At 70.0% G+C, this 25211-nt stretch carries 22 protein-coding genes and 1 tRNA gene; 6 read left to right on the forward strand and 17 right to left on the reverse strand.

Features of this window, described 5'->3' with window-relative positions:
• Positions 1–35: 35 nt before the first annotated feature.
• Both L324_RS19770 and L324_RS19775 read left to right on the forward strand, forming a co-directional pair.
• Complete coding sequence (locus tag L324_RS19770) at positions 36–3332, forward strand: right-handed parallel beta-helix repeat-containing protein (RefSeq protein ID WP_037310400.1); 3297 nt, start codon at positions 36–38, stop codon at positions 3330–3332.
• A 114-nt stretch (positions 3333–3446) separates the two neighbouring features.
• Positions 3447–5876 (forward strand): ATP-binding protein, encoded by a 2430-nt coding sequence (locus L324_RS19775; protein WP_235783585.1) that lies wholly within the window; start codon positions 3447–3449, stop codon positions 5874–5876.
• Between the two features lie 9 nt (positions 5877–5885).
• Here L324_RS19775 and L324_RS19780 read toward each other — a convergent pair whose 3' ends face one another.
• Complete coding sequence (locus L324_RS19780; RefSeq protein ID WP_235783586.1) at positions 5886–6458, reverse strand: sigma-70 family RNA polymerase sigma factor; 573 nt, start codon at positions 6456–6458, stop codon at positions 5886–5888.
• A gap of 233 nt (positions 6459–6691) precedes the next feature.
• Between L324_RS19780 and L324_RS19785 the strand changes: the two genes are divergently transcribed.
• Positions 6692–7105 (forward strand): hypothetical protein, encoded by a 414-nt coding sequence (locus L324_RS19785; protein ID WP_037310405.1) that lies wholly within the window; start codon positions 6692–6694, stop codon positions 7103–7105.
• A 106-nt stretch (positions 7106–7211) separates the two neighbouring features.
• Here the strand turns inward: L324_RS19785 and L324_RS19790 are convergent, their stop codons facing one another.
• The 4 genes from L324_RS19790 to L324_RS19805 all read right to left on the reverse strand — a co-directional run bounded on the left by L324_RS19790 (position 7212) and on the right by L324_RS19805 (position 9920).
• The gene (locus tag L324_RS19790; protein ID WP_037310408.1) at positions 7212–8420 is read right to left on the reverse strand and encodes a C40 family peptidase; all 1209 of its coding nucleotides are present in this window, start codon (positions 8418–8420) and stop codon (positions 7212–7214) included.
• 31 nt (positions 8421–8451) lie between these two features.
• Positions 8452–8766: a hypothetical protein gene (locus L324_RS19795; protein ID WP_037310411.1), complete on the reverse strand. Its 315-nt coding sequence runs from the start codon at positions 8764–8766 to the stop codon at positions 8452–8454.
• A gap of 327 nt (positions 8767–9093) precedes the next feature.
• Positions 9094–9621 carry a hypothetical protein gene (locus L324_RS19800; protein ID WP_037310414.1) on the reverse strand — a complete coding sequence of 176 codons (528 nt, stop codon included), beginning with the start codon at positions 9619–9621 and terminating at the stop codon, positions 9094–9096.
• Between the two features lie 226 nt (positions 9622–9847).
• Positions 9848–9920: transfer RNA gene (locus tag L324_RS19805), tRNA-Asn, on the reverse strand.
• Between the two features lie 163 nt (positions 9921–10083).
• Here L324_RS19805 and L324_RS19810 point away from each other — a divergent pair.
• Positions 10084–10263, forward strand: coding sequence for a hypothetical protein (locus tag L324_RS19810; protein ID WP_037310417.1), 180 nt, complete (start codon positions 10084–10086; stop codon positions 10261–10263).
• Positions 10264–10368: 105 nt separating this feature from the next.
• On the opposite strand, the gene L324_RS19815 is transcribed toward L324_RS19810, so the two are convergent.
• From L324_RS19815 to dnaG, 3 genes are read right to left on the reverse strand one after another with little or no spacing between them, the layout of a single operon-like run.
• On the reverse strand, positions 10369–11133 hold the full coding sequence (locus tag L324_RS19815) for a trans-aconitate 2-methyltransferase (protein ID WP_037310420.1): 765 nt from the start codon (positions 11131–11133) through the stop codon (positions 10369–10371).
• 33 nt (positions 11134–11166) lie between these two features.
• Positions 11167–11679 carry a hypothetical protein gene (locus L324_RS19820; RefSeq protein ID WP_037310803.1) on the reverse strand — a complete coding sequence of 171 codons (513 nt, stop codon included), beginning with the start codon at positions 11677–11679 and terminating at the stop codon, positions 11167–11169.
• Positions 11680–11685: 6 nt separating this feature from the next.
• A complete protein-coding gene (dnaG, locus tag L324_RS19825) occupies positions 11686–13584 on the reverse strand; it encodes a DNA primase (RefSeq protein ID WP_037310423.1) in 1899 nt (632 codons plus the stop codon).
• A 50-nt stretch (positions 13585–13634) separates the two neighbouring features.
• Here dnaG and L324_RS19830 point away from each other — a divergent pair, with 50 nt between their 5' ends.
• Positions 13635–14573 carry a sigma-70 family RNA polymerase sigma factor gene (locus tag L324_RS19830; protein ID WP_037310424.1) on the forward strand — a complete coding sequence of 313 codons (939 nt, stop codon included), beginning with the start codon at positions 13635–13637 and terminating at the stop codon, positions 14571–14573.
• 88 nt (positions 14574–14661) lie between these two features.
• Here the strand turns inward: L324_RS19830 and L324_RS19835 are convergent, their stop codons facing one another.
• Complete coding sequence (locus L324_RS19835) at positions 14662–15228, reverse strand: carboxymuconolactone decarboxylase family protein (protein WP_037310427.1); 567 nt, start codon at positions 15226–15228, stop codon at positions 14662–14664.
• Between the two features lie 240 nt (positions 15229–15468).
• On the opposite strand from L324_RS19835, the gene L324_RS19840 reads away from it, so the two are divergent.
• Entirely contained in the window at positions 15469–16632 is a 1164-nt protein-coding gene (locus L324_RS19840; protein WP_037310430.1) for an aldehyde dehydrogenase family protein, read from the forward strand.
• Positions 16633–16695: 63 nt separating this feature from the next.
• Here the strand turns inward: L324_RS19840 and L324_RS19845 are convergent, their stop codons facing one another.
• From L324_RS19845 to L324_RS19880, 8 genes are read right to left on the reverse strand one after another with little or no spacing between them, the layout of a single operon-like run.
• The gene (locus L324_RS19845; RefSeq protein WP_037310431.1) at positions 16696–18498 is read right to left on the reverse strand and encodes a hypothetical protein; all 1803 of its coding nucleotides are present in this window, start codon (positions 18496–18498) and stop codon (positions 16696–16698) included.
• Positions 18499–18507: 9 nt separating this feature from the next.
• Positions 18508–19584, reverse strand: coding sequence for a serpin family protein (locus L324_RS19850; RefSeq protein ID WP_037310434.1), 1077 nt, complete (start codon positions 19582–19584; stop codon positions 18508–18510).
• Between the two features lie 59 nt (positions 19585–19643).
• The gene (locus L324_RS19855) at positions 19644–20915 is read right to left on the reverse strand and encodes a deoxyguanosinetriphosphate triphosphohydrolase (protein WP_173426382.1); all 1272 of its coding nucleotides are present in this window, start codon (positions 20913–20915) and stop codon (positions 19644–19646) included.
• 39 nt (positions 20916–20954) lie between these two features.
• Entirely contained in the window at positions 20955–21608 is a 654-nt protein-coding gene (locus L324_RS19860; protein WP_037310436.1) for a YdcF family protein, read from the reverse strand.
• Positions 21609–21640: 32 nt separating this feature from the next.
• Positions 21641–22246, reverse strand: coding sequence for a response regulator transcription factor (locus L324_RS19865; protein ID WP_037310439.1), 606 nt, complete (start codon positions 22244–22246; stop codon positions 21641–21643).
• Positions 22243–23439, reverse strand: coding sequence for a sensor histidine kinase (locus tag L324_RS19870; protein ID WP_037310809.1), 1197 nt, complete (start codon positions 23437–23439; stop codon positions 22243–22245). Before L324_RS19870 ends, L324_RS19865 begins: the two co-directional genes overlap by 4 nt.
• A 13-nt stretch (positions 23440–23452) precedes the next feature.
• Positions 23453–24181 (reverse strand): ABC transporter permease, encoded by a 729-nt coding sequence (locus L324_RS19875; protein WP_037310442.1) that lies wholly within the window; start codon positions 24179–24181, stop codon positions 23453–23455.
• Positions 24178–25101, reverse strand: coding sequence for an ABC transporter ATP-binding protein (locus L324_RS19880; RefSeq protein WP_037310445.1), 924 nt, complete (start codon positions 25099–25101; stop codon positions 24178–24180). The genes L324_RS19875 and L324_RS19880 overlap by 4 nt, the downstream gene beginning before the upstream one ends.
• Positions 25102–25211: the final 110 nt, after the last annotated feature.

Consider the following 25211-nt stretch of genomic DNA (forward strand, 5'->3'; position numbering starts at 1 on the left):
CGGGCACCGCCCGCAGAACGACGAGGGGAGCGCTCGTGTCACGGCACGTGCTCACGGTGGACCGCGATCAGGGGTATCGCACCATTTCGGCCGCGTTGGAGGACGCGCGCAACGGCACGGTGATCTCCGTGCTTCCCGGCCGCTACGACGAATCGCTGGTGGTGACCAAGGTGGTCACCATCGCGGCCAGCGAGGCCCGCGGGACCGTGGAAGTCGTGGCACGGCAGGGAAGCGCGGTCCAGCTCGCCGCCGAGGCGGTCAAGCTCACCGGCCTGGTCCTGCGCGGGCAGCACGAGGCCCTGCCCGCGGTCGACGTCGCACGCGGACAGGCCGCGGTCGAGGACTGCGAGATCATCGGTGCCGCCTGGACCGCCGTGCTCGCCCGCAATTCGGGTTCGCTGGCGATGCGCGGCTGCCGGGTGACCAACCCCGGCGGCGCTGGGATCGTGGTCACCTCCCCCGCCCCCAGCACGATCGAGGACTGCGTCGTCGAACACGTGGGGACCTCCGCCGTGGTGATCGCCGAACGCGGCAACCCGATGGTCCGCGACTGCACCCTGCGGCACGCCAAGGGAAACGGCGTCTGCGCGAACGGTCAGGCACAGGGCACCATCCAGCATTGCGACATCTCCTCGACCGGGCGGCCGGGGATCGCGCTCGAAGAGGACAGCGCGACGAAGGTCATCGACACCACCGTGCGCGACACGGCGAGCGGCGTCTTCATCAGCACCCATTCCTCGCCCGTGCTCGAAGAGTGCCGGACCACCAACACCACCGGCGACGGGATCACCGTGGCCGACGGCGCCGACCCGGTGCTGCGCCGCTGCCGCACGGCCAAGTCCGGTGGCGCCGGCGTCCGCGTCACCGGACGATCCCGCGGCACGTTCGAGGACTGCGAGGTCTCCGACGCGACCGGCGCGGGCATCCACGTCGACGAGGCGAGCGGCCCGACCTTCAGCCGGACGACGGTCCGCGGGGGCGCGTCGGAAGGACTCGTGGTCACCGACGGCGCGACGGCCGAGTTCGACCGGCTGGAGATCCGGGACGTCATGGGTCACGGGGTGCTGGTGCGGGCGGCCGCCAACCCGCTGCTCCGCCGGATGACGCTCAACGGCTGCCGGGGCAACGGCATCGAGGTCACCGGCAACGGCCGCGGCCGGGTCGAAGACTGTGAGGTGCGGGACGCCGGAAAGGCCGGGCTCAGCGTCTCCGAAGGCGGAAGTCCTTACGTCAGCACGCTTCGGGTGTTCCAGCCGGGCCGGGCCGGGGTCCTGATCGGACCCGGCGGCGTCGGTTCCCTGCGGGACTGCGAAATCGGCGACGCCGGGGAGGACGGCGTACTCGTGCAGGACGGCGGGGAGCTGATGCTCTCCCGGTCCACGGTCCGGCGTTCCCGCGGCCACGGCATCCTCGTCGAGGCCGGTGCGCGGGCCAAGCTGACGGCCGACGACGTGAGCGGCAACCGCCGCGACGGCGTGCGGATCGAGTCGGCCGAGGCGGTGACCCTGGTGGACTGCACCGTCTCCGACAACACCGGGAGCGGTCTCCGGGCCACCGTGCCCGGCGGCCGGCTGTCGGTGGAGAACCTGACCAGCAAGGCCAACGGCGCCGCCGACACCGACGGTACGACGGCCACCACCGCCGAACTGGGCGTGGTCGCCGAACCGGGCGAACCGGCCCAGCAGGCCGAAGACGACGGCGGACCGCTCGCCAAACTCGAGGAGCTGGTCGGCCTCAGCGGCGTCAAACATCAGGTGAAGACCCTGGTGAACCTGAACAAGATGGCCCGGCGGCGGGAGCAGGCCGGCCTGATCGCGCCGCCGACCAGCAGGCATCTGATCTTCGCCGGACCGCCCGGAACCGGCAAGACGACCGTCGCCCGGCTCTACGGCAGCATCCTCGCCGAACTGGGTGTGCTGCGCGAAGGTCATCTCGTCGAGGTGGCCAGGGCCGATCTGGTCGCCCAGATCGTCGGCGGCACGGCGATCAAGACCACCGAGACGTTCACCAAGGCACTCGGCGGCGTGCTGTTCATCGACGAGGCGTACACCCTGAGCGCGCAGAGCAAGGGCAGCGGACCGGATTTCGGCCGCGAGGCCGTCGACACCCTGGTCAAGCTGATGGAAGACCATCGTGACGAGCTCGTGGTGGTCGCCGCGGGCTACTCGCAGGAGATGTCCACGTTCCTGCAGTCCAACCCCGGCCTGGCGTCCCGGTTCACCCGGACCATCGAGTTCGAGAACTACTCCACCGACGAACTGGTGACCATCGTCGAGCGCATGTGTGCCGCCCATCAGTACCAGGTGCCCGAAGACACCCGGAACGCGCTGTCCGTCCACTTCGGACAGATGGAACGCGGCGACGACTTCGGCAACGGGCGGACCGCGCGCAAGGTGTTCGAGGAGATGGTGGACCGGCAGGCGTTCCGGCTGGCGAGCGACGGGGACGCCGACGACCAGAGCCTGTCGCTCCTGCTCGCCGCCGACGTCCCCGGTGACGCCGGGAGCGCGGCACGGGAGGGCGACGAGGACACCCTGGCCGCGTTGCGGACCAATCTGGACTCGATGATCGGCCTCGCCGGGGTGAAGGACGCGATCAACGATCTGGTGAACCTGATCTCCACCGCCCGGCAGCGGCGGAAGGCCGGGCTCCCGGTCCCGGCGATCAGCAACCATCTGGTCTTCGCCGGTGCGCCCGGTACCGGCAAGACCACGGTGGCGCGGCTCTACGGCGAACTGCTCGCCGCGCTGGGCGTGCTGCGCAAGGGACATCTGGTCGAGGTCGCGCGCGCCGACCTCGTCGGCCGCTACGTGGGGCACACCGCGCATCTGACCAGGGAGGCGTTCGAGTCCGCGCGCGGTGGCGTGCTGTTCATCGACGAGGCGTACGCGCTGACCCCGGCCGGGGCCACGGGCGGTGATTTCGGCCAGGAAGCCGTCGACACCCTGGTCAAGCTGATGGAGGACCACCGCGACGACACGGTGGTGATCGTCGCCGGCTACTCCGCTGAGATGCGGGCGTTCCTCGCCTCCAACGCCGGTCTCGCCTCGCGGTTCTCCCGGCACATCGAGTTCGAGAACTACTCCACCGACGACCTCGTCACCATCGTGCACCGGATGGCCACGTCGAACGGCTACGAATGCGCGCCGGAGACGGTCATCGCGCTGCGCCGCCACTTCGCCGCCGTCGAGCGTGACGAAACCTTCGGCAACGCCCGCTACGCCCGCCAAGTGATGGAGAACATGATGACCCGTCAGGCGGGGCGGCTCAGTACCGCGGGGGCACCGACGGTCGCGGATCTGCGGCTGCTCTCACCAGCCGATCTTCCCTGACCGCCGACCTGAAACCGACCGGAAACCGCCCTGACCGATTCCTCCGCGTCGGGGCGGTTTCGTTTGCGCGCAAGCGAGTCGGTGACGTTCCGCCATCGGGAGTTCACCCTCGCCATGGCAGGATTGCGCATCGTGGACAAGACCGCGTTCGGGGACTTCCTCCGCTTCTACCGGCTGCGCATCCCGATGACGCAGGAGGAACTGGCCGAACGGACCGGGATCAGCGTCCGCAGCATCAGCGACATGGAACGCGGCCGGGTACGGACCCCGCAGCGGCGCACCGCGGAGCTGCTGACCGAGGGGCTGGGCCTGACCGGCAAGGAGGCAGGCGACTTCACCGACCTCGCCCGCTCCGGACGACGGCCGGTCGCCGCCAAGGAAGAAGAAGCCGTCCCCGCCGAGACGCCCCGGCCGGTCCTCGTCACCGGTCTGCCGCCCCACCTCACCGAACTCACCGGCCGGAAGGCGGAACAACGCCTCCTCGACGAGGTCGCCGAGTCCTCCGCCTCGTCGTCCCGGCTTCAGGTCGCGGTGGTGCACGGCCTGCCGGGGGCGGGCAAGACCGCGCTGGCCGTGGACGCCGGGCACCGGCACGCCCACCGGTTCGCCCAGGGCTGCCTGTTCCTCGACCTGCGCGGGATGGATCCCGAGCCGCTCAGCCCGGACAGGGCCGTGCACCGGCTGCTGCGCGGCTTCGGGCTCGACGAACGTCAGTTCCCCACCGATCCCGAAGACCGGCTAGCGCTCTACCACTCGCTCGTCCACGACCGTGAAGTGCTGCTGATCCTCGACAACGCCGCCAACGAGGCCCAGGTGCGCCCGCTGCTCACCACCAGCCCCGGCTCGATGGTGCTGGTGACCAGCCGGAGCACCCTGGCGGGGCTGAACGCGAGGCACCGGCTCGCCCTTGACGTCCTGTCCGGCGACGAGGCGGTGGACCTGCTCGGCGTCATCGCCGGGAAACGGCGGCCGCAGGCGGAACCGGACGCGGCGCGCCGGGTGGCGCAGCTCTGCGGCGGCGTACCGCTCGCCCTGCTCATCGCCGGGAACCGGCTGGCCAGCCGTCCACAGTGGACGATCGCACACCTCGCCGACCAGCTCGAGAACGAGCGGCGGCGGCTGTCCGTGCTCACCGCGGGCGACCTGCAGATCCGTACCGCCTTCGCGCTCTCCTACCAGCACCTGGCGCCCGAAACGGCGCGGGTGTTCCGGCGGCTGGCCCTGCTCGACGGCCCGGACGTCTCCGTCGAACTCGCCGCGGTCGCGGCCGGCAGGCCGGAGGACGAAGTCGAGGCGTCGCTGGAAAAACTGGCCGACGCCAGCCTGCTGGGCTGCGGCGGCACACCGGGGCGGTACACCACGCTCGACCTGCTGCGCGTTTTCGCCAAGGAACGACTCACGACCACCGAGCGGGCCGAAGAGATCGAGGCGGCGGGCGACCGGGTCCGGAACTGGCTGCTCACCGTGGCGACGAAGGCGGCGCAGTTCTTCGATCACGACCGGGCCGAGGTGACGATCGCGGTCGAGGGACCCGATCCGGTGCACGACCGGGAATCCGCGGCGCTGTGGCTGTCGCGGGAGCAGCATCATTGGCGCGGGGCGCTGCGGTCGGCCGCCGCGCTCGGCGCGCACGAACAGGTACTCGAACTGGCCACGGCCATGCACTGGTACTCCGACCTGCGCGGCACCGGCCCGCTCTGGCGTGAGGTGTTCGGCGCGGGCGCGGCGGCGGCCGAGGCGCTGGGCGACGTCCGGTCGGCCGGGGAACAGCTGAACTACGTGTCGTGGGCGCATTACGCGCTCTGCGGGGATCCGCACGCCGGGCTCGAAGCGCACCGGCGCGCGGTGGCGGCCGCGACGGAGGCGGGCGACCTCGTGGCGCAGGCATGGGCCTGGTACTACGGATCAGCCATCTCCCGGCGGCTCGGCGACCCACGGGAAGCCGCGGTGCTGAGCAGGCGGTCGGTGGAGCTGTTCGAGCAGGCGGACTATCAGAACGGCCGCCATCTCGCGCTGTCCTTGCTGGGCAGCATGCTGCACACCCTGGGCGACTTCGACGGGGCCGTGGCCGTGCAACGGCGGAGCGAAGCCTACTACCGGGGCTGGGGCGGCGGGCCCGGCAACGACGAACTGCTGTCGATGGTGCTGACCCGGCTCGCCGACAGCCTGGCGGCGACCGGCGAGGTCACGACCGCGCTGGAGCTGCTGAACGAGGCCGAATCGCTGTTCCGCAAGCACGGCGCGACGTTCGCGGTGGCGAAGGCGCAGCACCTGCGCGGCCGGATCCTGGTCAAGGCGGACCGGCTGGACGAAGCCGAGGAACAACTCCTGTCCGCCCTGGCCGAAGCGCGCTGGTCCGAGACCAAGATCGAGATCATGGTCGAGCTGGCGGCGCTGACCGAGGCCGCGGGGAAACCGGCCGAGGCCAAGGCGCACCGGGTCCACGCCCTCGCCGAATGCGCCCGGTACGAGACACCGCTCGCCCGGAAGCTGGGGCACGCGCTGGCCACCGAACTCGGGGTCGCGGTGCCCGAGTCGGCTTGAGCCCGCCGGTCACCAGCCCGCCGCGGTGACCCCGTGGCAGGCCAGCACGTCGGTCATGGCGATCGTCGCGTGATGCACCCGCGACTTGACCGTCCCGACCGGCACGCCGATGCTCACGGCGGCCCGCTGCCGGGTGCGGTCGAGCCGGTAAACCTGGTCGAGCGCCTCCCGCTGGATCGGCGTCAGCTGGGCCAGCCCCTGCTCGACGACGCACCGTTCGACGACCTCGTCGGCGAAGTCCGTCTCACCCGGCAGCAGATCGAAGTCGTCGTCCCCGAACAGCACCGGGCGGGCGTTGTCGCGGCGGGCCCAGTCGACGATGAGGTTGCGGGCGACCCGGAACAGCCACGGCCGCGGCGGAATTCCCTTCTCGGTCAGCGTTTCGCTGTTGCGCCAGGCCCGGAACAGGCACTCCTGCACGACGTCCTCGGCCCGGTGCGGATCACCCGGGAGCAGCCGCCGGGTGAAGCGCAGCAACTGATCCCGGTGCTCGGCGTGCAGCGTCGCCAGAAAAGCGTTTCCGGCGGCCGACGGTGCCCTGTCCGCCAGCGAAGCCACCTGAGTGCCGCGTTGGCCTGCCACGCCGACCTCCCTGCCTAGTTGGCGTCCTTGGCCCCAATTCCACCTGCAGGCGTGCGTCGCGGCCATGAGGAAGGACCGGCAGAACTCGGCACGGGAGTGTTCTTCCGGTCCCGCGTGGCGCACCTTCCCGAAGCCAGGACGGGGCTCATCCGAAGCTGTAGCATCACCGGGGCCAGCTGATGCGGCCGTTTCTCCGTCGGTCGGATCGCTGCCCGCTCTTGGGAGGTAGCTCGATGTACAACCCGTCCGCACGGTCCGCCCCGGCGTCGCCGATCTCCGACCACTCGGTCCGGGAAGCGGTGCTCCAGGCCGCCACGGCACGGCTCGGTGCGGCCTTCGGCGATCGGGTCCGGCTGGAGGTGGAGCACCTCGACCGCATCGGTCCGTGGGCGTTCGTGCAGGGACAGATGCGCGGGACCGACAGCTACGGTCGCCCGTACTACGCCGGCACCGGCTACGAGGCTCGCCGGGCCGACGGCGTCATGTCCGACGTCTACGTCGCCCTGCTCAAGAAGACCGATGAAGCGGGTGCGGACAACGACGTGCGGTCCTGGCGCTTGGCCAACCACTCCATCGGCCCCACCGACGTGGCGTGGCTGACCTGGCCGGACGAGCACGACGCACCGCCCGCGCTGTTCGGATTCTGACCCTCCCGCTCAGGCTCCTCAGGCAAGTACGTGAAGGCCCCTTTCACTGCGTCTAGCGCAGTGAAAGGGGCCTTCACGTACTTCAAGTCGGCACGAACCGCCGTCCTCAGCCCGGCGGGGTGAGCACCTTCACGAGGCCGCTGCCGCCACCCATACTGATCTTCTGCGAACCGTCGGGGTTGATGTTGTTCGACCCGATGAACTGGCCGTCACCCGCGTACAGCACGACGTGCCCGCCGCCGTTCGAGATCACCACGTCGCCGGGCTTCGCCTCGGAGAGCGGGATCGACCGCCAGCCGTCCGCTTCGAGGTTGGCCGTCAGGCCCGCGACGGAGGCGCTGGCCTGCCCCTTGTCGATCAGGCCCGCCGCCTCCAGGCAGCCGGAAACGAAGTTCGCGCAGTTGACGTTGTTGGGCACCCAGGACTGCATCGCGGGCAGCTCGCCGCTGCGCTTGAGGTCACCGGCGTTGCGGCCGAGGAACTGTTCGGCGATCTTGGCCGGGTTGTCACCGCGGGCGTCGATCGGCTTGGCCGGCCTGCCGTCGCCGGGCACCCCGGCGACCCCGCCACCACCGCCGCCGCTGTGGCCGCCTCCGCCGCCGTCCCCGCCACCGACGTAGGGCGCGTGCCCGACGTTGGAATTGATGGGCTTGGCGGAACTCGCCGTCGTGCTTTCACCGGTGTCGGCGGGTATCAGCTCCAGGAAACCGCCCTCGATCTCCATACCGAGCGGTTTGAGGAGATCGTCGATCTGTTTCTCGGCGTCGTCCAGCGCCCGCTCGATCTCCTCTTTCTTCCCGTTGGAGTCCTTCTCGTTGAGCCGCCGGAGCCGTTCGATGTCCGACGCGGCCGCGGCGATCTCGTTCTCGTCCTCGGAACTGTTCTTCCGCTGCCGGGCCGCGCCGATCAGCGCGCGATTGTCCGCGTCCTTGTCATTGGCTTCCTGGGCGAGCTGCGCGACCTTCTTCTTGACGTCCTCGAGGATCTCGGACACGCGCTGGAGGATGTTCTTGGCGGCCTCGGCCTTGTCGCTGACCTTGTAACTGGCCTTGCACAGCTTTTCGAGATGGTCGGCGACGGCGTCGGCGTCCTTGCCGTCCCATTCCCGCAGCACGTCGTCGCGGAAGACTTTGAGATCGTCTCCGAGATCATTGGCGCTGGTGGCGGCTCCGCCGACCTTCGCGGCCTGGTCGTTGACCGCTCTCGCGTTGAGTTTCTCCGCCTGTCGCGCGTGTTTGTCGATCGCGTCCAGCGATTTCGGACGGTCGTGCGACGGGTCGTCAAGCGCACCCAGATTCCGTTCCGCGGTGGTCATCGGTAAATCCCCTGGTCCCGTCCTCGTCCGATCAATCCCGCTCGCGGTTGCCGCCGCCGAGGACGTGCACGCCCTCGGCCTCGTCGTTCCGCATGCGCTCCGCAGCGTGCGCCAGCGCCTGGGACGCGGCGTCGACGAGCTTCGCGGCGGCACTCAGCTCGGCGTTCACGTTGCCGTAGAACCCCTTCACCGTCTTGCCCGCGCTGGCCGCGTTGCTCAGCTCGCCGAACGCGCCGCCGGGATCGCCCTCGCCCAAGTCCGTGCCCGTCTTGCCGAAGCCGTGCTTGAGCCCGCCGACCTTCTTGGCCAGCGAGGCGATCTGCTCGGGGTCGAATCGGCGAGTCATGAGTGGTTCCCTCCAGTCTCGGCGGCTGCGCCCGTCCTTGCGTGACCCACGCTGCTCTACGCACAGCCTATGAGCTTCCACTCGACCGTGCGCGCGTTTCCCGAAACGCGACGACGCCGTTCGTGTACACCGACGCATCCGGCCGCGTATCGGTTCCCCGACGTCGACCAGCGGATCTTCCGTGAACCCGGAAACTTTACCGCGCCGACCTCCTCCGCAGGTCACGAACCGTCGGACTCCGGCACCGTCCGTGACCGGATACGGCGAAGGCCTCCTTGAGGGACCCAGAGTCCCTCAAGGAGGCCTTCGCTGACCGGACTGAAGCGCTCAGCAGGCGATGTTGGCGGCCGGGCCGAAGAACGTCCTGTCGATGGTCTTCGGCTCGCCGGTCTTGAAGTTGACGACCACGCGCATCTTGCCGTAGAGGACACCGGCGGCGCACGGCCGCTTGATCTGCTCCCCGCCGCCGAGCAGCCCGAAGTTGAACTGGTCGACGGTGCCGCCCAGCGGCACGGCCTCATTCCCGCGGAAGATCGCGATGAACCCCGCGATCCCCAGGACCTCCTGGTCACACCTGACCGAATAGTCGACGGCCACCTCGGCGGCACCCGCCCGGACCGGGGCGCTCAGGCCCACGGTGCAGGTGGTGGCGGCCACGCCCGCGGCACCGCGGTCACCGTTCGGGGCTTGGGAGATCGAGTACGTCGCGGCCCCCTGCCCGGTCGACGCCGATGCCGGACCCGCCGAGAGCCCGGCCATCGCGAGCAGCGCCCCCAGCAGGATCGCGAGCTGCCGGAACAGCTTGGCCGTCCGGCTCCTTTTCCTGTCCGTGCCTTCACCCTTCGCAGACCACATGACGCCATCCTTTTGTCTTCGGAATGTGCGGCGAACCTGTCCGCAACCAGGAAATATCCTGGCGTCACGGGAAGGGCCGTGTCGTCGTCACACCTCACGAATCACGGCCTGCCGGGATACGGCGATTTGTCACTGGTCACCAACACCGGGCGAAGGAACACCACGGCTTACCCCGGACACAAAGAAGCCCAGGCCAGTGGCCTGGGCTTCGTGAAGGAACTCAGTGCTCCCCCGCTTGGACTCGAACCAAGAACCCTCCGGTTAACAGCCGAATGCTCTGCCAGTTGAGCTACAGGGGATTGTGCTCCGCACCGGCCGGATCGCTCCGACCGATGAGAGAACTTTAGCCCATGGCCCCGGACGGCCGCACACCCACCCCCACTTTTCCCGCCCACCTCGTCAAGCTCGCGTTTTGAGGGACAATGACAGCCGGAGCAAGATCGAACGGAGGCGTGGACTCGGATGAAGATGTTCCTGCTGGGTGCGGCCGCGGGCTATGTGCTGGGCGCGAAGGCCGGCCGGGGACGGTACGAGCAGATCGTGCGGACCTACCGCAAGATCGCCGACCACCCCATGGTGCAGGGCGCCGCCGGGATCGCCCGTGCCAAGGTCGGTGAGCGGTTCGGGCGGACCCAGCGCTGACCCGTGCCCTGAGACAAGAGCTGAAGGGGCCCTTCGCCGCATCTGACGCGGCGAAGGGCCCCTTCACTGCGTCAGATGCGGCGAAGGGCCCCTTCAGCCCCCCGGTCAGGGGACGACGGCGACCACGAAGACGCGCCGGAACTCGAACCAGGTGGTGCCGTCGGGACGCGGCGGATAGGCCTTGTCCAGTTCGCGCGCGATCTGCGCCCGGAAGTGGTCCCAATCGGCCCCCGGGAGGGCCTCCTTGACCGGCCGGAGCGAAGTACCGGTGATCCATTCGAGGACAGCGTTCTCCCCCGACAACCGCTGCAGGTACGTCGTCTCCCAGGCGTCCACGGCGCATCCGGCGTCGGCCAGCAGGTTGCCGTAGCCGAGCGGGCTGTCGACGGCCTCGTTCTCCCGCAGGACGACGTCGGCGAGGCGCGGAGCCCACTCCTCGGTGCGCGCGAGGGCGCGGACCAGGGCGTGCGAGGGGGCGTCGAAGTTGCCGGGGACCTGGAACGCGAGCGTCGCCCCGGACGGCAGGCGCTCCACCCAGCGGCGGAGCAGCACGCGATGCTCCGGGACCCACTGGAGGACGGCGTTCGAGATGACGACGTCGGTGTCCGGCTCCGGCGCCCAGGCGTTGACGTCCAGGACCCGCGCGTCCACGCCTCGCGAGCGCGCGGCCTCGACCATCTCGGGGGAACTGTCACTCGCCTCGATGATCGCGTCCGGCCAGCGTTCGGCCAGGCCGGCGGTCAGGTTGCCGGGTCCGCAGCCGAGGTCGGCGACCCGGCGGGGCTTCACGGCCGGTATGCGCGCGACGAGGTCGTGGAACGGCCGGGCCCGCAGTTCGGCGTAGTCGAGGTACTTGACCGGATCCCACATGGCGCCTCCCAGCGATACAGTACGAGCGTACTGCTAGCTGCGGGGCTTGGCCAGTTTCTCCGCCGCTTCCTCGGCGATCGCCTTGACCAGGTCGACGTCGGTGCCGGGATCGGGCCGCACCTGCAGCACCGTGCCGTCCCGGCCGGGGACCTTGCGCTCGACGAACCACGCTCCCCCGGTCCCGTAGTCCTTGCGGTGCCGTTCCCGGACCGAGCCGTCGACCCGCTGCCGCAGCAGGAGCGGCACTTTCCCCGGCCGGGGAAGCTTGAACCGCACCGGCGCCTTGTCGGCCAGCAGCACGGCCTTCCCGGCGGTGCCGGTCTCCTCGGATTCGGTCAGGGTGAGCACCCCGTCGGACCACGCGGCCTTGCCGACCAGATGCCAGCCGACCCGGCGGGGCCCGGGAATCCAGAGCCCCAGCGGCGTGACGAGCAGATAGCCGCCGCCCTCGACCGCCGCGCTCCCGACGACATGTTCGCCGTCGTCCAGCGTGCCGTCGAAATCCGCCGGGACACGGTCACCCAGCAGGTGACGCAGCCAGCCCATGAGCACTCAGTCCAATCCGCCGATGGCCTGTTCCTTCAGCGCTTTCCGGTACTGCTCGAGGGCGACGAGGTCGCCGAACAGCGCGCGGTAGTCGTCCGGCGCCTCGACCGGGGAAAGCCGCTGGAGCTTCGACTTGATCTCGTTGATCTGGCGGCCGACCAGACTCTCCTGCACCGCGGCGAGCTGCGCGGAGATGTAGCGCGAGTCGACCTCACCCTTGGCGCGCAGCGGTTCCACCGAAAGTTCGCTGAGCACCCGCCGCACCGTCCCCTGTGGACAGTGCGGGGCGGCGGCGTCGAGCAGGGCCGGGCCGGTCAGCCCGGAACCCGCTCCCCCGGCGGCCAGCAGTGCCTTGTGGAGGGCGATGTACACCGGATGGGTGAACGCGTCCTCGGGGAGCGCGTCGTACTCCGCCCCGGCGAGCATCGGCTGCTGCAGCGCCGCTTTGAGGGCCTCCCGCTGCGCGATGAAACGCGGGTCGCCGGGCGCGGGCCTCGGCAGGTCCTCCTCCATGGTGGCGGTGGCCGCCTGGGCGGGCCGCCGGACCTCGATGGTGGAGGACCGCTTCGCCGTGGCACCGGCGCTGCCGCGGACCCGGTTCACCACCTGCGCCGCGTCCTGCCAGCCGACCCACCAGGCGAGTTTCGACGCGTAGCCGTCACGGCTGGCGCGGTCCTTGATACCCGCGACCATCGGGACGGTCTTCTGCAGCGCCGCGACCTGCCCGTCGACCGAGTCGAGGTCGAAGGCCTTGAGCATGCTCTTGATCGCGAACTCGAACAGCGGGATCCGGCGCGCGACGAGATCGCGCACGGCGGTGTCGCCCTTGGCGAGCCGCAGTTCGCAGGGGTCCATGCCGTCGGGGGCGACCGCGATGTAGGTCTGCCCGGCGAAGGTCTGGTCGCCTTCGAATGCCTTCAGCGCCGCCTTCTGGCCCGCTTCGTCACCGTCGAAGGTGAAGATCACTTCGCCGCGGAAGGCGTCGTCGTCCATCATCAGCCGGCGAAGCACCTTCATGTGATCCTCGCCGAACGCCGTCCCCGACGACGCGACGGCCGTCGGCACCCCGGCGGCGTGCATCGCCATGACGTCGGTGTAGCCCTCGACCACGACGACCTGGTGCCGCTTCGCGATCTCGCGTTTGGCCAGATCGAGGCCGAACATCACCTGCGACTTCTTGTAGATCGGCGATTCCGAGGTGTTCAGATACTTCGCCGAGACGCGGTCGTCGTCGTACAGGCGCCGCGCGCCGAACCCGACCACCTCGTTGCCGACGTCGCGGATGGGCCAGAGCAGCCGCCGGTTGAACCGGTCCATCGGCCCGCGCTGCCCCTCCTTGGCCAGTCCGGCGGTGAGCAGTTCCTTGACCTCGAACCCGCGGTTGAGCAGATGCTTGGTGAGCTTGTCCCAGCCCGCCGGCGCGTAACCGCAGCCGAACGTCTGCGCGGCGGCGGCGTCGAAACCCCGCTCGGACAGGAAGTCCCGCGCGGCGCGCGCGTCCGGCGTGAGCAGCTGCTCGGCGTAGAACTCCTGTGCCGCGCGGTGCGCCTCGATCAGCCGGGCGCGGGTGCCGCGATCGCGCTGGACGCTCCCGCCGCCGCCTTCGTAGGTCAGCCGGAACCCCGCGCGGTCCGCGAGCCGCTCGACGGCCTCGACGAACGAGATCAGATCCATCTTCTGGATGAACTTGATCACGTCACCGCCCTCGCCACAGCCGAAGCAGTGGAAGGTGCCGTGGGTGGGGCGCACGTTGAACGACGGGGTCTTCTCGTTGTGGAACGGGCAAAGCCCCTTCAGGCTGCCGCCGCCGGCGCTGCGGAGGGCCACGTAATCACCGATGACCTCGTCGATCCGGTTGCGCTCGCGCACCTCCGCGATGTCGCTTTCCCGAATCCGTCCTGCCACACCCCTACTGTAGTTCTTCCTCCCGGAGCCCGGTGCGGCACACTCGGGGAATGACCACCGCCTTGGACGAAGTCGCCGGGAAGTTCGCCACACTGCGCCCCCATCTGGTGTCGGTCGCCTATCGGCTCACCGGCGCGCTGTCCGACGCCGAAGACGCGGTCCAGGAGTCCTGGCTGCGGCTGAGCGGGCTGGACGAGGCCCGGCGCGCGGAGATCGAGGACCACCAAGGCTGGCTGACCACCGTCGTCAGCCGGATCTGCCTCGACCGGCTGCGGTCGGCCGTGGTGCGCCGCGAGCGGTACGTCGGCGAATGGCTCCCCGAGCCGGTCCTCGGCCCGCTGGGCACACCGTCCTCGGAGGACCCGCTGACCATCGCCGTCCGCGACGACGGGATGCGGATGGCGGCGATGGTGGTCCTCGACCGGCTGACCCCCGAGCAGCGCGTCGCGTTCGTCCTGCACGACGCGTTTTCGGTGCCGTTCGGCGAGATCGCCGGGATCCTCGGCTGCACCGTGGAGGCCGCGCGGCAGCACGGGTCCCGCGGGCGCCGCGCGGTCGCGGACGCCGATCCGCCGCCCCGGACGGCGCTCGCCGAGCAGCAGCAGATCATCGAGAAGTTCATGACCGCGATGCTCACCGGCGACATCCAGGCGGTGGCCGAGGTGCTGCATCCCGACGTCGTCCTCATCGGCGACGGCGGCGGCAAGGCGCGCACCGCGGTGCGCACGGTCGACGGGTTCGACAAGGTCACCCGGCTGTTCCAGGGGCTCATGCGGATGTACGACCCGGCCGCGATGGACAAGGCGCGGTTCGCGCTGGTCAACGGCGACCTCGGGGTCTATCTCCCGCCGCAGGCCGCCTCCGGCGACTACCGGGCGCTCGACGAGCACGTCGACGCGTTCGCGATCCGCGACGGGAAGATCGTGGCGATCTACGACATGGCGAACCCGGACAAGCTCACCACCGCCAGGTCCCGCGTCGGCGCCTGACCGCGTTTCGTCCTCTGAATGCGGTAGTCGGCGGTGCGAACTACCGCATTCAGAGGACGAAACGCATGTTTTTTGGGGGCGCGAGGGGTCAGGGGAGCGGGATCCGGCAGGCGTCGCCCGAGGTGAAGCCCTGCGCGGTGATGTCGAGCGCGCTGTTCATCCGGGCACGCATGTTCTCCAGGCCGATCTGGTAGGTCAGCTCGATGACGCCCTTGCGGCCGAACTCGCGTTCCAGTTCGGCGACCTGCTCGTCGGTGACGGTCACCGGGCTCGCGGTCATCGCGTCGGCGTACGCGAGCGCGAGCCGTTCCTGGCCGGTGAAGGCGGGCGACTCCGCGTAGTCGTCGATGTTCTTCAGCCGTTCGATGTCGAGTCCTCCGTGCAGCTGCAGCATGGTCCCGAAGTCGATGCACCACGAGCAGCCGAGCTGGGTCGCGACGCGGTACACGGCCAGCTCGCGCACGTTCGCGGGCAGCGTCTTGCTGGCCTTTTCCGCCAGCATCTCGTGCATGCCGTTCGCCCGGAGCAGCGCCGGATGGTGCGCGTAGACGGCCATCGGCTCGGGCACGGCGCCGAACCGCTTTCCGGCGAACCGGTAGATCAGCTTCAGCAGGAAGCCGGCTTCGGCGGTCTTGACGGCGGGAATGCGCGGCATGGTGTCCTCCTCGTGCGGTTGCGATCGAAAGGTGGACGAGGCGGCGGGCGCGGACGTGACAGGCGCTCCCCGGTGACGTGGGCCACGCTGTCGCGACTGGCCCGGATTTAGCCTTTTCGCCGGAACCCCCATTCGATCAACGAAGGTACGCTTACGCTCCGCGATTCCTTCGATACCACCGATGCCGTCACATCGGTCTCTTCGGCGATCCCTCCGCACTCTCCCCACCGGAGGAAACACATGGACCATCCGAGGCTCGCCGTCGAGAATCCCGCGACCGGGCGGCCGATCACGACCGTCCCGGACGCCGGCCCGGCCGAAGTCGACAAAGCGGTACGGGCCGCCGTCCGGGCCTGGCCCGCCTGGCGTGCCTCGGACCGGCACGCCGCGCTGATGTCGTGTGCGGTCGTCGTCGAAGAGGCCGCGTCCGTGCTGGCCCCCGTGCTGACCGAGGAACAGGGGAAACCCCTGCGGGAAGCCGAAGACGAGTTCGCCGAGGCCGCCGCGCGGTTCCGGCATTCCGCCGGTGCGAGGCAGCCCGCCGGCCACGGCCCGGTCGCGGCGATCACGCCGTGGCACCTCCCCGTGCGCCTGGCCGCCGCGCACCTCGCGCCGTCCTTCGCCGCGGGTGACACGGTGGTGCTCACACCGTCGCCGCACACCCCGCTCACCACCCTGTACCTGGGCCGGATGCTGGCGGAGGTGCTGCCGCCGGGAGTGCTGACGGTGCTCACCGGGCGGGATCCGCTCGGTGAGCGGCTGGCCGCCGCGCCCGGGCTGAACCGGCTGACGCCGGAACGGGGCGGCAACGATCCCGCGATCGTCCTCCCCGGCACCGATCCCGGCGCGATCGCGGAAAGGCTGTTCTGGAGCGCGTTCGCCAACTGCGGGCAGCTCTCCATGGCGGTCAAACGGGTCTACGCCGTCGGATCCGCGTACGACGGCGTGGTCGAGGCGCTCGCGGCCTTGGCGGAGAGGACCGTGGTGGGCGACGGGCGGAAAGCCGGGACGCAGCTCGGCCCGGTGAACAACCGCCGTCAGTACGACCGCGTCGCGGGTCTGGTCGAGGAAGCGCGGACGGACGGCGCGCGGATCGTCACCGGCGGGCCGCTCGGCGGGCCGGGGTATTTCTTCGCCCCGGCCATCCTCGCCGAGGCGCACGACGGGATGCGCGTGGTGCGCGAGGAACAGTTCGGCCCGGCACTGCCGATCGTGCGATGCTCCACAGTGGACGAAGCCGTCGGACTGGCGAACGCCACGGCACCCGGCTCGCGCGGATCGGTGTGGGGTACGGACGAGGAACACGTCGTGGAAGTCGCGACCCGGCTCGAACGCGGCACGGTCTGGCTCAACGAGCATCCGGCCCTGTCCTTGGACGAGCCGTCCCTCCACCCCCGCGTTTAGTCCTCTGGATGCTTTGCTTGCGTGCGCGACTACCGCATCCAGAGGACTAAAACGCGGGAGGAGTCAGGGGGTGATCGTCCGGACGTCCCAGATCCAGACGCCGTCGATGAACTCCGCGGGCTTGCGCAGGAGCAGGTCCACGGTGGCCCGGAAGGCGTCCTGGTGTTCGCGCGGGATCAGCACGAGGACGTCGGCGTTCCAGTACCGCAGGTCCTCCAGCGCCTGCACTCGCTGCGCTTCGGTGATCGTCGCCGGCACACCGGTCTGCTTGATCTGGTCGAAGATGATCGACGTCGGCCGCTGGATGGCGCCGTAGCGGCCGCGTTTGTCCTCCGGTTCGCTCGGCCCGACGAAGTAGCCCTCCGGCATCGAATAGCCGAGTCCGGCGTCGATCTGCCAGTGCAGCGGCTCGGATTCACCGGAACTCGGCAACGGCACGGGCACGACGGTGCCGCCCGGTCCGACGTAGGTCCGCCAGGTGCCGTCGGCGAGGAACCTCGGCGTCGGCGGCCGGTCCTTCACGATCAGCTGCGTCGGCGCGATCGGCAGCAGCACCGCGATGACGACGCCGATCCACACCAACCGCAACGGGAACCGCCGCTCCCCCGGCACTTCCGGCAGTTTCGACGCGACCGCGTAGACGCGCTCGGTCGCCAACGCCAGCAGCGCGCCGATGAGCGGGATACAGCCCATCGCGAGCCGCGATTCCAGCAGCGACTCGAACAGCGGCAGTTCCGACAGCAGTTTCCACGGCCCCGGGATCCCGGTCTCCTCGTGCACCACGACGAGCTGCACGCCGAGCGAAAGCCACGCCATCACGAACATCGAGATCGCCAGCGCCCGCGCGAACACCTCGCGCCACAGCCAGACGGTGATCACCACCATCAGCACGATCAGCGGCCAGCCGAAGAAGGCGTTCTCCTCGGTACGGTTCATCGACACGTCCGCCGCGGCCTGCGGCTGCCCGGCGACCGACTGCGTCGCGAACCGGGTGAACGCGGCCGTGTCGTTCCCGACGGGACCGTGCTCGATCGCCTGGTAGCTCTGCGGGCCGAAGAACTGCCACCACAACGGGTAAGCGCACAGCACCAGCGCCACGAGCACGCCGACGCCGACCCCGATCCCCAGCGGTTTCGCCATCGGCGGGAACTCGCGGTAATTCGTCGCGAAGTAGGCGACGGCGAAGATCGCGAAAGCCATCGCGAAGATCAGCAGCGGCTCTTCGCCGAGGAAGATCTGGTACGCCGCCAGGAGCCCGAGGAAGATCCCGTTGCGGACCGGTCGCTCGCCGCGGGCGATCTTGAAGACCTGCAGCGCGATGAACGGCAGGACGAACCAGGCGACGAAGTTCGGGTGCGCGTTGCCGTGCGAGATCATCGGCGGGGCGAAGCCGCAGAACGCGCCGCCGATCGCCGCGCCGACCCGGTGGGTGACCAGATGCCGCGAGAAGACCCAGTACCAGGCCGCGGCGGTGCCGGCGAGACCGCCGGTGAGCGCGATCGCCCAGGTGACCGTCGGGCCGAAGGTGAGCGTGACCGGCGCCAGCGGGATGCCGACGCCGAGCATGGCCGTGTTGGCCATCAGGTTCACGCCGAGCGGATGGTTCTGGAACTGGGTCGTGAGCGGGTTCTTCAGGTGCAGCACGTTGTCCGCGGTGACGGAGAAGAACCACTCCCACAGGTTCTGGTCCGACGCGCTGTTCCAGAGGTAGCCCTCTTCGAGGTCGAGCCACAACCCGTTGTAGAGCAGGAACGCGAACAGCAGGAAGCCGCCCATGATGGCGGCGTCGGCACCGGTGAACCGGCGAGGTCGCGTGGGGGTCTCCTCGGCCTCCGCCTCGGCCGCCTCAGCCTGGAAAAGACTCACTGACCATCCTCACGGCTCGACTACGCGGGCGAGAAAGTAGATCACACCCGTCGAGGCGTGCCTCACCAGCAGAAGGAACGGTCGGTCGACGGTGACCTCGAGCGGTTCGTCGACCATGATCGACGTCAGCCGCATCAGCACCGCGGTCGCGGCGGCGCCTTCGAGCCCCTGTTCGTCGATGCGGAGCACCGTCTGGTGGACGACCTCGGACACTTCGAGCCTGTCGTCGTCGGCGAGCCCGGTGAGGTCGGCGCTGGCGGTGAACATCGTCCGGACGCCGAGGTCCTGCAGCTTCTCCGTCAGTGGGCTGGCGACGTCGAGCTCGAGTTTCGGCAGCGACAGGCTGAGCGTCTTGGACCGGGTGTTCTCCAGCAGCCGGGCCAGCTTGCCGGGATCGAGTTCGGCGTCGTCGAGGTCGCCGTCGGGCAGCAGGACGATCGCCTCGACCCCGCCCTCGGCGCCGAGGCGGACGACCTGCCAGCCGTCCTCGTGGGTGTGGTCGAGCTGCTTTTCCAGCCACATGGTCGGTATCTGACGCGTGCCCGACGGCGCGTGGAAGTCCGCGGGCGCGGTGTTGTCACGCGAGAACGGGTTGTTCCACGCGGTCTTGAGATACAGCGCGTTGACGATCGCGGCGACGGTGTCCGGCGCGACGTTCCCCGGCTTCAGGAGTTCGGGGATCAGGTCGTGGGTGGCCTCGGCGACGTCGGCGTTGATCAGCCGCCGCGCGGCCTCCGGATCGGCGCGGAACGGGGCACTGGCGACCTTGCCGCCCGGCCACGTCGCCAGTTCCTCGCGGAAGGAGTCCTCGATCGGGAGGCCGTCCCAGGCCCAGAGCGTGTTCGCGACCGCGAGTTCCGGGCCGTCGTCGAGCAGCGCCGAGGCCTTGCCCAGCAGGTCGGCGAGTTCGTCCGGGTCGCCGAGCAGCGCGATCAGCTCGTCTCTGGTCCTGCCCTTGGCGGCCTGGGTCACCAGGCCGAGCGCGCTCGCGATCGAGTACGGCGAGAAACACGCGTTCTCCGCGCGGCTCGCCAGCACTCGGTAGAGGTCCAGACCAAACCGGAGGTGGCTCTCGACAGCGCCCATGCCGCAGACCGTACCGTGCACGGGCCCGTCCGTCTCCTGTCCGGAAGTCGCGTGTGCACTCAGCCGTGGCGGCCGGTGTGCCAGGCGTGCCACGCGTAGGCCTGCGCGTCCGTGAGCGACGCCACCTGGTCGACGACGACGCGCAGGCGGGCCGCGTCGTCCGGCGCCGCCTCCCACGCGGGCAGGAACAGGCCGTCCAGCGCGTCCGGCGCGCGGCGGCACAGCGCCCTGACCAGTTCGGCGAGCGTCTGGCGCTGGCCGTCCTGCATGGCAAGGCGCCGCCTGTCGCTCATCACGTACCGGAGCGCGAGTGCCTTGAACAGCGCGACCTCGGCCGCGACCTGCTCCGGGACGACCAGTTGCGCCGAGTAGCGGCTCAGCGGGCCCTCGCCGTGCACCTTCCGTGTCGCGCCGACGACCGCCGTCGCGAACCTGCCGACCAGTTCGCTCGTCAGCCGCTTCAGCGCGACCTGCGCCTTGAGCGATCCGTCGAGGCCGGGCCTGGTCAGCTCCGCGACCACCGGCAGGTCGAGCAGTTCCTTCGCCGCACCCTCCAAAGTGGACTGCGACTGGTCCGAAAACCTCCGCGCCGCCTCGGCCACCGCCGCGCGTTCTTCGGCGTCGGCCAGTACCTGCAACGAGATCCGGCCTGCCAGGACCCCGTCCTCGACGTCGTGCACCGAATACGCGACGTCGTCGGACCAGTCCATGATCTGCGCTTCCAGGCACGTGCGCCGTTCGGGCGCGCCCTCGCGGACCCACGCGAACACCTCGGCGTCGTCGGCGTAGACGCCGTACTTCGGATTGCCCTCCTCCCGCTGCCACGGGTACTTCGTCGAGGCGTCGAGGCAGGCGCGGGTGAGGTTCAACCCGCCGACGACCCCGCCCTCCAGCAGGACCTTGGGCTCAAGCCTGGTCAGGATCCGCAGAGTCTGCGCGTTGCCCTCGAAGCCCCCGCACGGTTGCGCGACCTCGTCCAGCGCGCGTTCGCCGTTGTGCCCGAACGGCGGATGCCCGATGTCGTGCGCGAGGCCGGCGGTGTCGACCAGATCCGGGTCCGCGCCCAGCTCGTCCGCGATACCCCTGCCGATCTGCGCGACCTCCAGCGAATGCGTCAGCCGGGTGCGCGGCACCCCGCTGACCTCGGCACCTTCCCCCGGGCCGACCACCTGGGTCTTGCCGGCCAGCCGCCGCAGGGCCGCGGAATGCAGCACGCGCGCCCGATCACGGGCGAAGGCGCTCCGCCCGTCCTCGGCACCTTCCAGCGCCGCGCCCTTGGGCCGCTCGGGCAGCAGGCGCGCGGTGTCGGCCGGGGTGTAGATGTCGCTCACCAGCCAAGCTTAAGCGCGATCACCGACACGTATCGGGTGTCAGACCTCGCCGGTACCGAACAGAGCGTCCGCCGGGGACTTCGTGAGCCGGTAGTACAGCAGCGCGCCGGTCTCGCGGACGATGTAGCGCGCCTGCGTCTCGCGGGTCTGCACGATCGGACCGCGATGGGTGGGCGACGTCCAGGTCTCCAGCCCGAGGTCGTCGGCCATCACCCGGGCGCGGAAGGAATGCCACGGGTCGCTGACCAGCACGGCGGTCTTCCAGCCCCGCTTCCGCACCTGCTCGGCGACCGCCCGCAGGCTGCGCAGGGTGTCGCTGCCCTCACCGACCGGGAGGGTCGCCGACTCGGGGACGCCGTGCTTGCGCAGCCACCGCGCGCCCGCCTGGGCCTCGGTGTAGTTGTCGTCGGCCCGTTTGCCGCCCGCGGTGACGATCGTCTTGGCGACGCCCTGGTCGTAGAGCGTCTTCGCCTTGGCCAGCCGCGCCTCGAAGATCTCCGACGGCCTGCCGTTGTACTGGGCCGCGCCGAGCACCACGATGACGTCGGCCTGGTCGCGCACGTCCTCCCGCGCGACCTGCCAGACCCGGAAGGCCGTCCCGCCGATCACCGCGAGGACGACCAGCAGCACACCCGCCACGGTCCGGCGCACCCAGTTCGCCCACGTGGGTTTCGTCCGTTCGGCGGCACTCACACCGATGATTCTCGCAGAGGCGCCAGGTGATCTCAGAGCCAACCGTGTTCTTCCGCGAGCCGCACCGCCTCGGCCCGCGTCCTGGCCCCGGTCTTGCCGATCGCGGCCGAAAGATGATTGCGGACGGTGCCTTCGGAAAGGTGCAGCGCACGGGCGATGTCGGCCACCGTGCTGCCGTCCTTCGCCGCCTTGAGGACGTCGTGCTCGCGGCCGGTGAGGGGGCTCGCGCCGGTGGCGAGCGATTCGGCGGCGAGCGCCGGATCGACCACCCGGAGTCCACTGTGGACTCTGCGGACGGCGTCGACGAGTTGTTCCGGCGGAGCGTCCTTGACCACGAATCCGGCGGCGCCCGCCGCCATCGCCCGCGCCAGGTACCCCGGTCTGCCGAAGGTGGTGCAGATGATGATCCGGCACGACGGCAGCGCACGGTGCAGTTCGACGGCGGCTTCGAGGCCGTCCTTGCCGGGCATCTGGACGTCGAGCAGCGCGATGTCCGGCGACGTCTCCTTCGCCCGCGGCAGCACTTCGTCGCCCGAGCCGACCTGGGCGACCACCTCGATGTCGGTTTCGAGGCCGAGCACGGTGGCCAAGGCCCCGCGCACCATCGCCTGGTCGTCGGCGAGCAGGACCCGGATCACGCACACTCTCCAGCGGCTTCGGTGAACGGCGCACGCGGATCGCTCACCACGACAGTGGCCGGAACCTCGGCCCGGACCAGCCATCCTCCTCCTGGCCGGGGAGCGGCCTTGAGCGTGCCTCCGACGGCGTCCAGCCGCTCGGTGAGCCCGCGCAGGCCGTTCCCTGCCGGGGCTTCGACGGCCTCGCCGTCGTCCTCGATCTCCAGCCACCGCTTGCCGAACCGGACCGTGACCCGCTTCGCCTCGGAATGCCGGAGCACGTTCGTGACCGCTTCCCGCAGCACATAACCGAAAGTGCGCTGCAGGCCCGGTTCGATGTTGTCCACCGCGTGCGGCAGGTCGGCGTCGATCTCGGCCGCCCGCAGCGCCGCCCGCGCCCCGGCGAGTTCCGCCGAAAGCGAGACCTCGCGGTACTCCGACACCGTGGCGCGGATGTCCGACAGCGCGCTGCGGGTCAGGCCTTCGACCTCGCGGATCTCCTCCAGCGCGCGGCCGTCGTCCTTGCCGCTCTCCAGCATCCGGCGGGCGAGCCCGGCCTTCACCGTGATCGTGGTGAGGCTGTGGCCGAGGATGTCGTGCAGATCCCGTGCCAGGCGCTCGCGTTCACCCGCCACCGCGAGCGTCGCGATCTCCTGGTTCGCCGCCTCCAGTTTGCGCACCGCGCGGACCAGGTTCGCCATGAAGAACATGGCGACGGTGACCGAGACGACCGTGACGAAATCACCGAGGTCCGGAGCACCGGTCAGGGAGAGACCGATCAGGACCCCCAGCAGCGTCGTACCGTTGAAGATCACCGCCCACGCCGGCGGGAGGATGAAGGCCGCCACCGCCGTCGCGTAGACCAGCACGTACGGATTGCCTCCCATCAGGAAGGTCAACACGGCCCCGGTGAGCAGCATCGTGCCGGACAGGGCGAAGTACATCCACCGGCCGGACGGCCGCATCACCATGGGGAAGAGCACGTAACAGGCACCGTAGAAGACCAGCAGGCCGAAGATCACCGGGCCCTCGGCGGTCGCCTCCGACCTGAAGACGTTGAGCCCGGCCGGGATGAGCAGAGGCAGGACGAACGTGAGCATGATCAGGACCCACCGCGTCGGCTTGGGCCCCCGCCCGGTGCGCGGCGGCATACCCGACCACCAGTTCTCGCGGGTGTTCAAGCCCGTCTTCACCCTGCCCGGGTAGTCGTTCACCGGTTCACCCTTCTCAGACCCGCGCACTGTCCTTACGGTAACGCCTGATCACCAGCGCACCGAGGACCGCGGTCCACGCCGCGAGGACACCGAGCGCCACCGGGAAGCTCACCGTGAGATGGTCCGTGACGACCGGGCGGACCAGCTGGATCAGCCAGTACGTCGGGGTCACCTGGGCGAAGTCGGCCATCCACGACGGCATCCCGTCGATCGGGATCCAGAGCCCGCCGAGGAATCCCATGCCCAGCGTGACGACCATCGACACCGGCTGCATCGAGTCCGGCGTGCCGAACTGGCCCAGCAGCAGGCCGAGCAGCACCAGCGGGATGGCGCCGATCCAGATCCCGAGCACCAGCCGCAGCCAGCCGGAGGCGTCGAGGTGGACGCCCTGGAAGAGGATGCCTGCCAGCGGGACGAGAAGCAGGGACGGCAGCGCGACGAGCATCGCCGAAAGCCCCTTCCCGCCGAGGTAGCCCGAACCGGTCAGCGGAGTCAGCCTCAGCTGGCGCTGCCAGCCCGTGGACCGTTCGATGGCCAGCTTCGCACCACTGGTCATCGCGGCCGAGAAGGCGCCGAAGACCATCATGTTGACCATGATCACCCCGGCGAAATTCGCGTCGGTCACCCCGAAAACGTTGGCCTGCAACAGGAACATCAGCACCGGGAAGGCGATCGCGAAGAGCACGAACCGGGTCGACCGGAAGGTGCGGACGATCTCGGTCTTGAGGTAGGTCGGGTTCATCGGACGGCTTCCTCGGTGGTTTCGGTGGTCAGGGAAAGGAAAGCGCCTTCGAGACCGACGGCGCTGATCTCGATGTCGTGCGCTTCGGGAACCCGGGTCAGCAGCGCCCGCAGCGTGGTGTCGGAATCGGCGCTGGAGATGGTGACGCGGCCGCCGCGGAATTCCACGCCGGTGACCGCGGGCAGCCCCGCGATCACCGGCTCCGCCGCCGCGGGCACCACCGCGCGGACCGTGCGTCCCCCTGCCAGCGCACGGACCTGCGCGACCGAACCGTCCGCGACGATCCGCCCCGACCGCATCAGCACGACACGGTCGGCGAACTCTTCGGCCTCTTCGAGATAGTGGGTGGCGAACAGGACCGTGCGGCCGGAGTCCGTGTACTCGTACATGGACTTCCAGAACTCGCGGCGCGTGCCGACGTCCATCGCGGCGGTCGGCTCGTCGAGGATCAGCAGGTCGGGGTCGCTCACGAGCGCGACGGCGAACCGCACGCGCTGCTTCTGCCCGCCGGAAAGCCTGGTGGAGCGCCGGTTCGCGAGATCTTCGACCCCGGCCCGGCGCAGCGCCTCGCGGACGGGCATCGGCTCGCGGTGCAGGGCCGCGACCATGCCGACGGTCTCGGCGACGGTGAGATCCTCGACGAGCGCGCCGCCCTGCAGCATCGCGCCGATCATCCCGTCGCCGACCGCGTCGCCCGGCTCGCGTCCGAAGACGGTCACGGTGCCGGTGTCGGGCACGGTGAGGCCGAGGATCATGTCGACCGTGGTGGATTTGCCGGCGCCGTTGGGGCCGAGGAGGGCGACCACCTCGCCCGGCGCGATCGTGAGGTCGACGCCGTCGACGGCGTGGACATCGCCGTAATGCTTACGCAGGCCGGAAAGCCTGACCGCCGCTCCGGCGGTGATGTCTTGTTCTCGCATACCCCGAGCTTGTCGCTCGCGGGGCTCGGGGCCCTGGGCCGCGCGTCACGACCTGGGGGTGACAGGTGTCAGGGGTCAGGCCTCGTGAGTGGTAATGACGGTTCTAACCG

This window comes from Amycolatopsis orientalis DSM 40040 = KCTC 9412 (assembly GCF_000478275.1).
In the GTDB taxonomy this organism is placed as follows: domain Bacteria; phylum Actinomycetota; class Actinomycetes; order Mycobacteriales; family Pseudonocardiaceae; genus Amycolatopsis; species Amycolatopsis orientalis.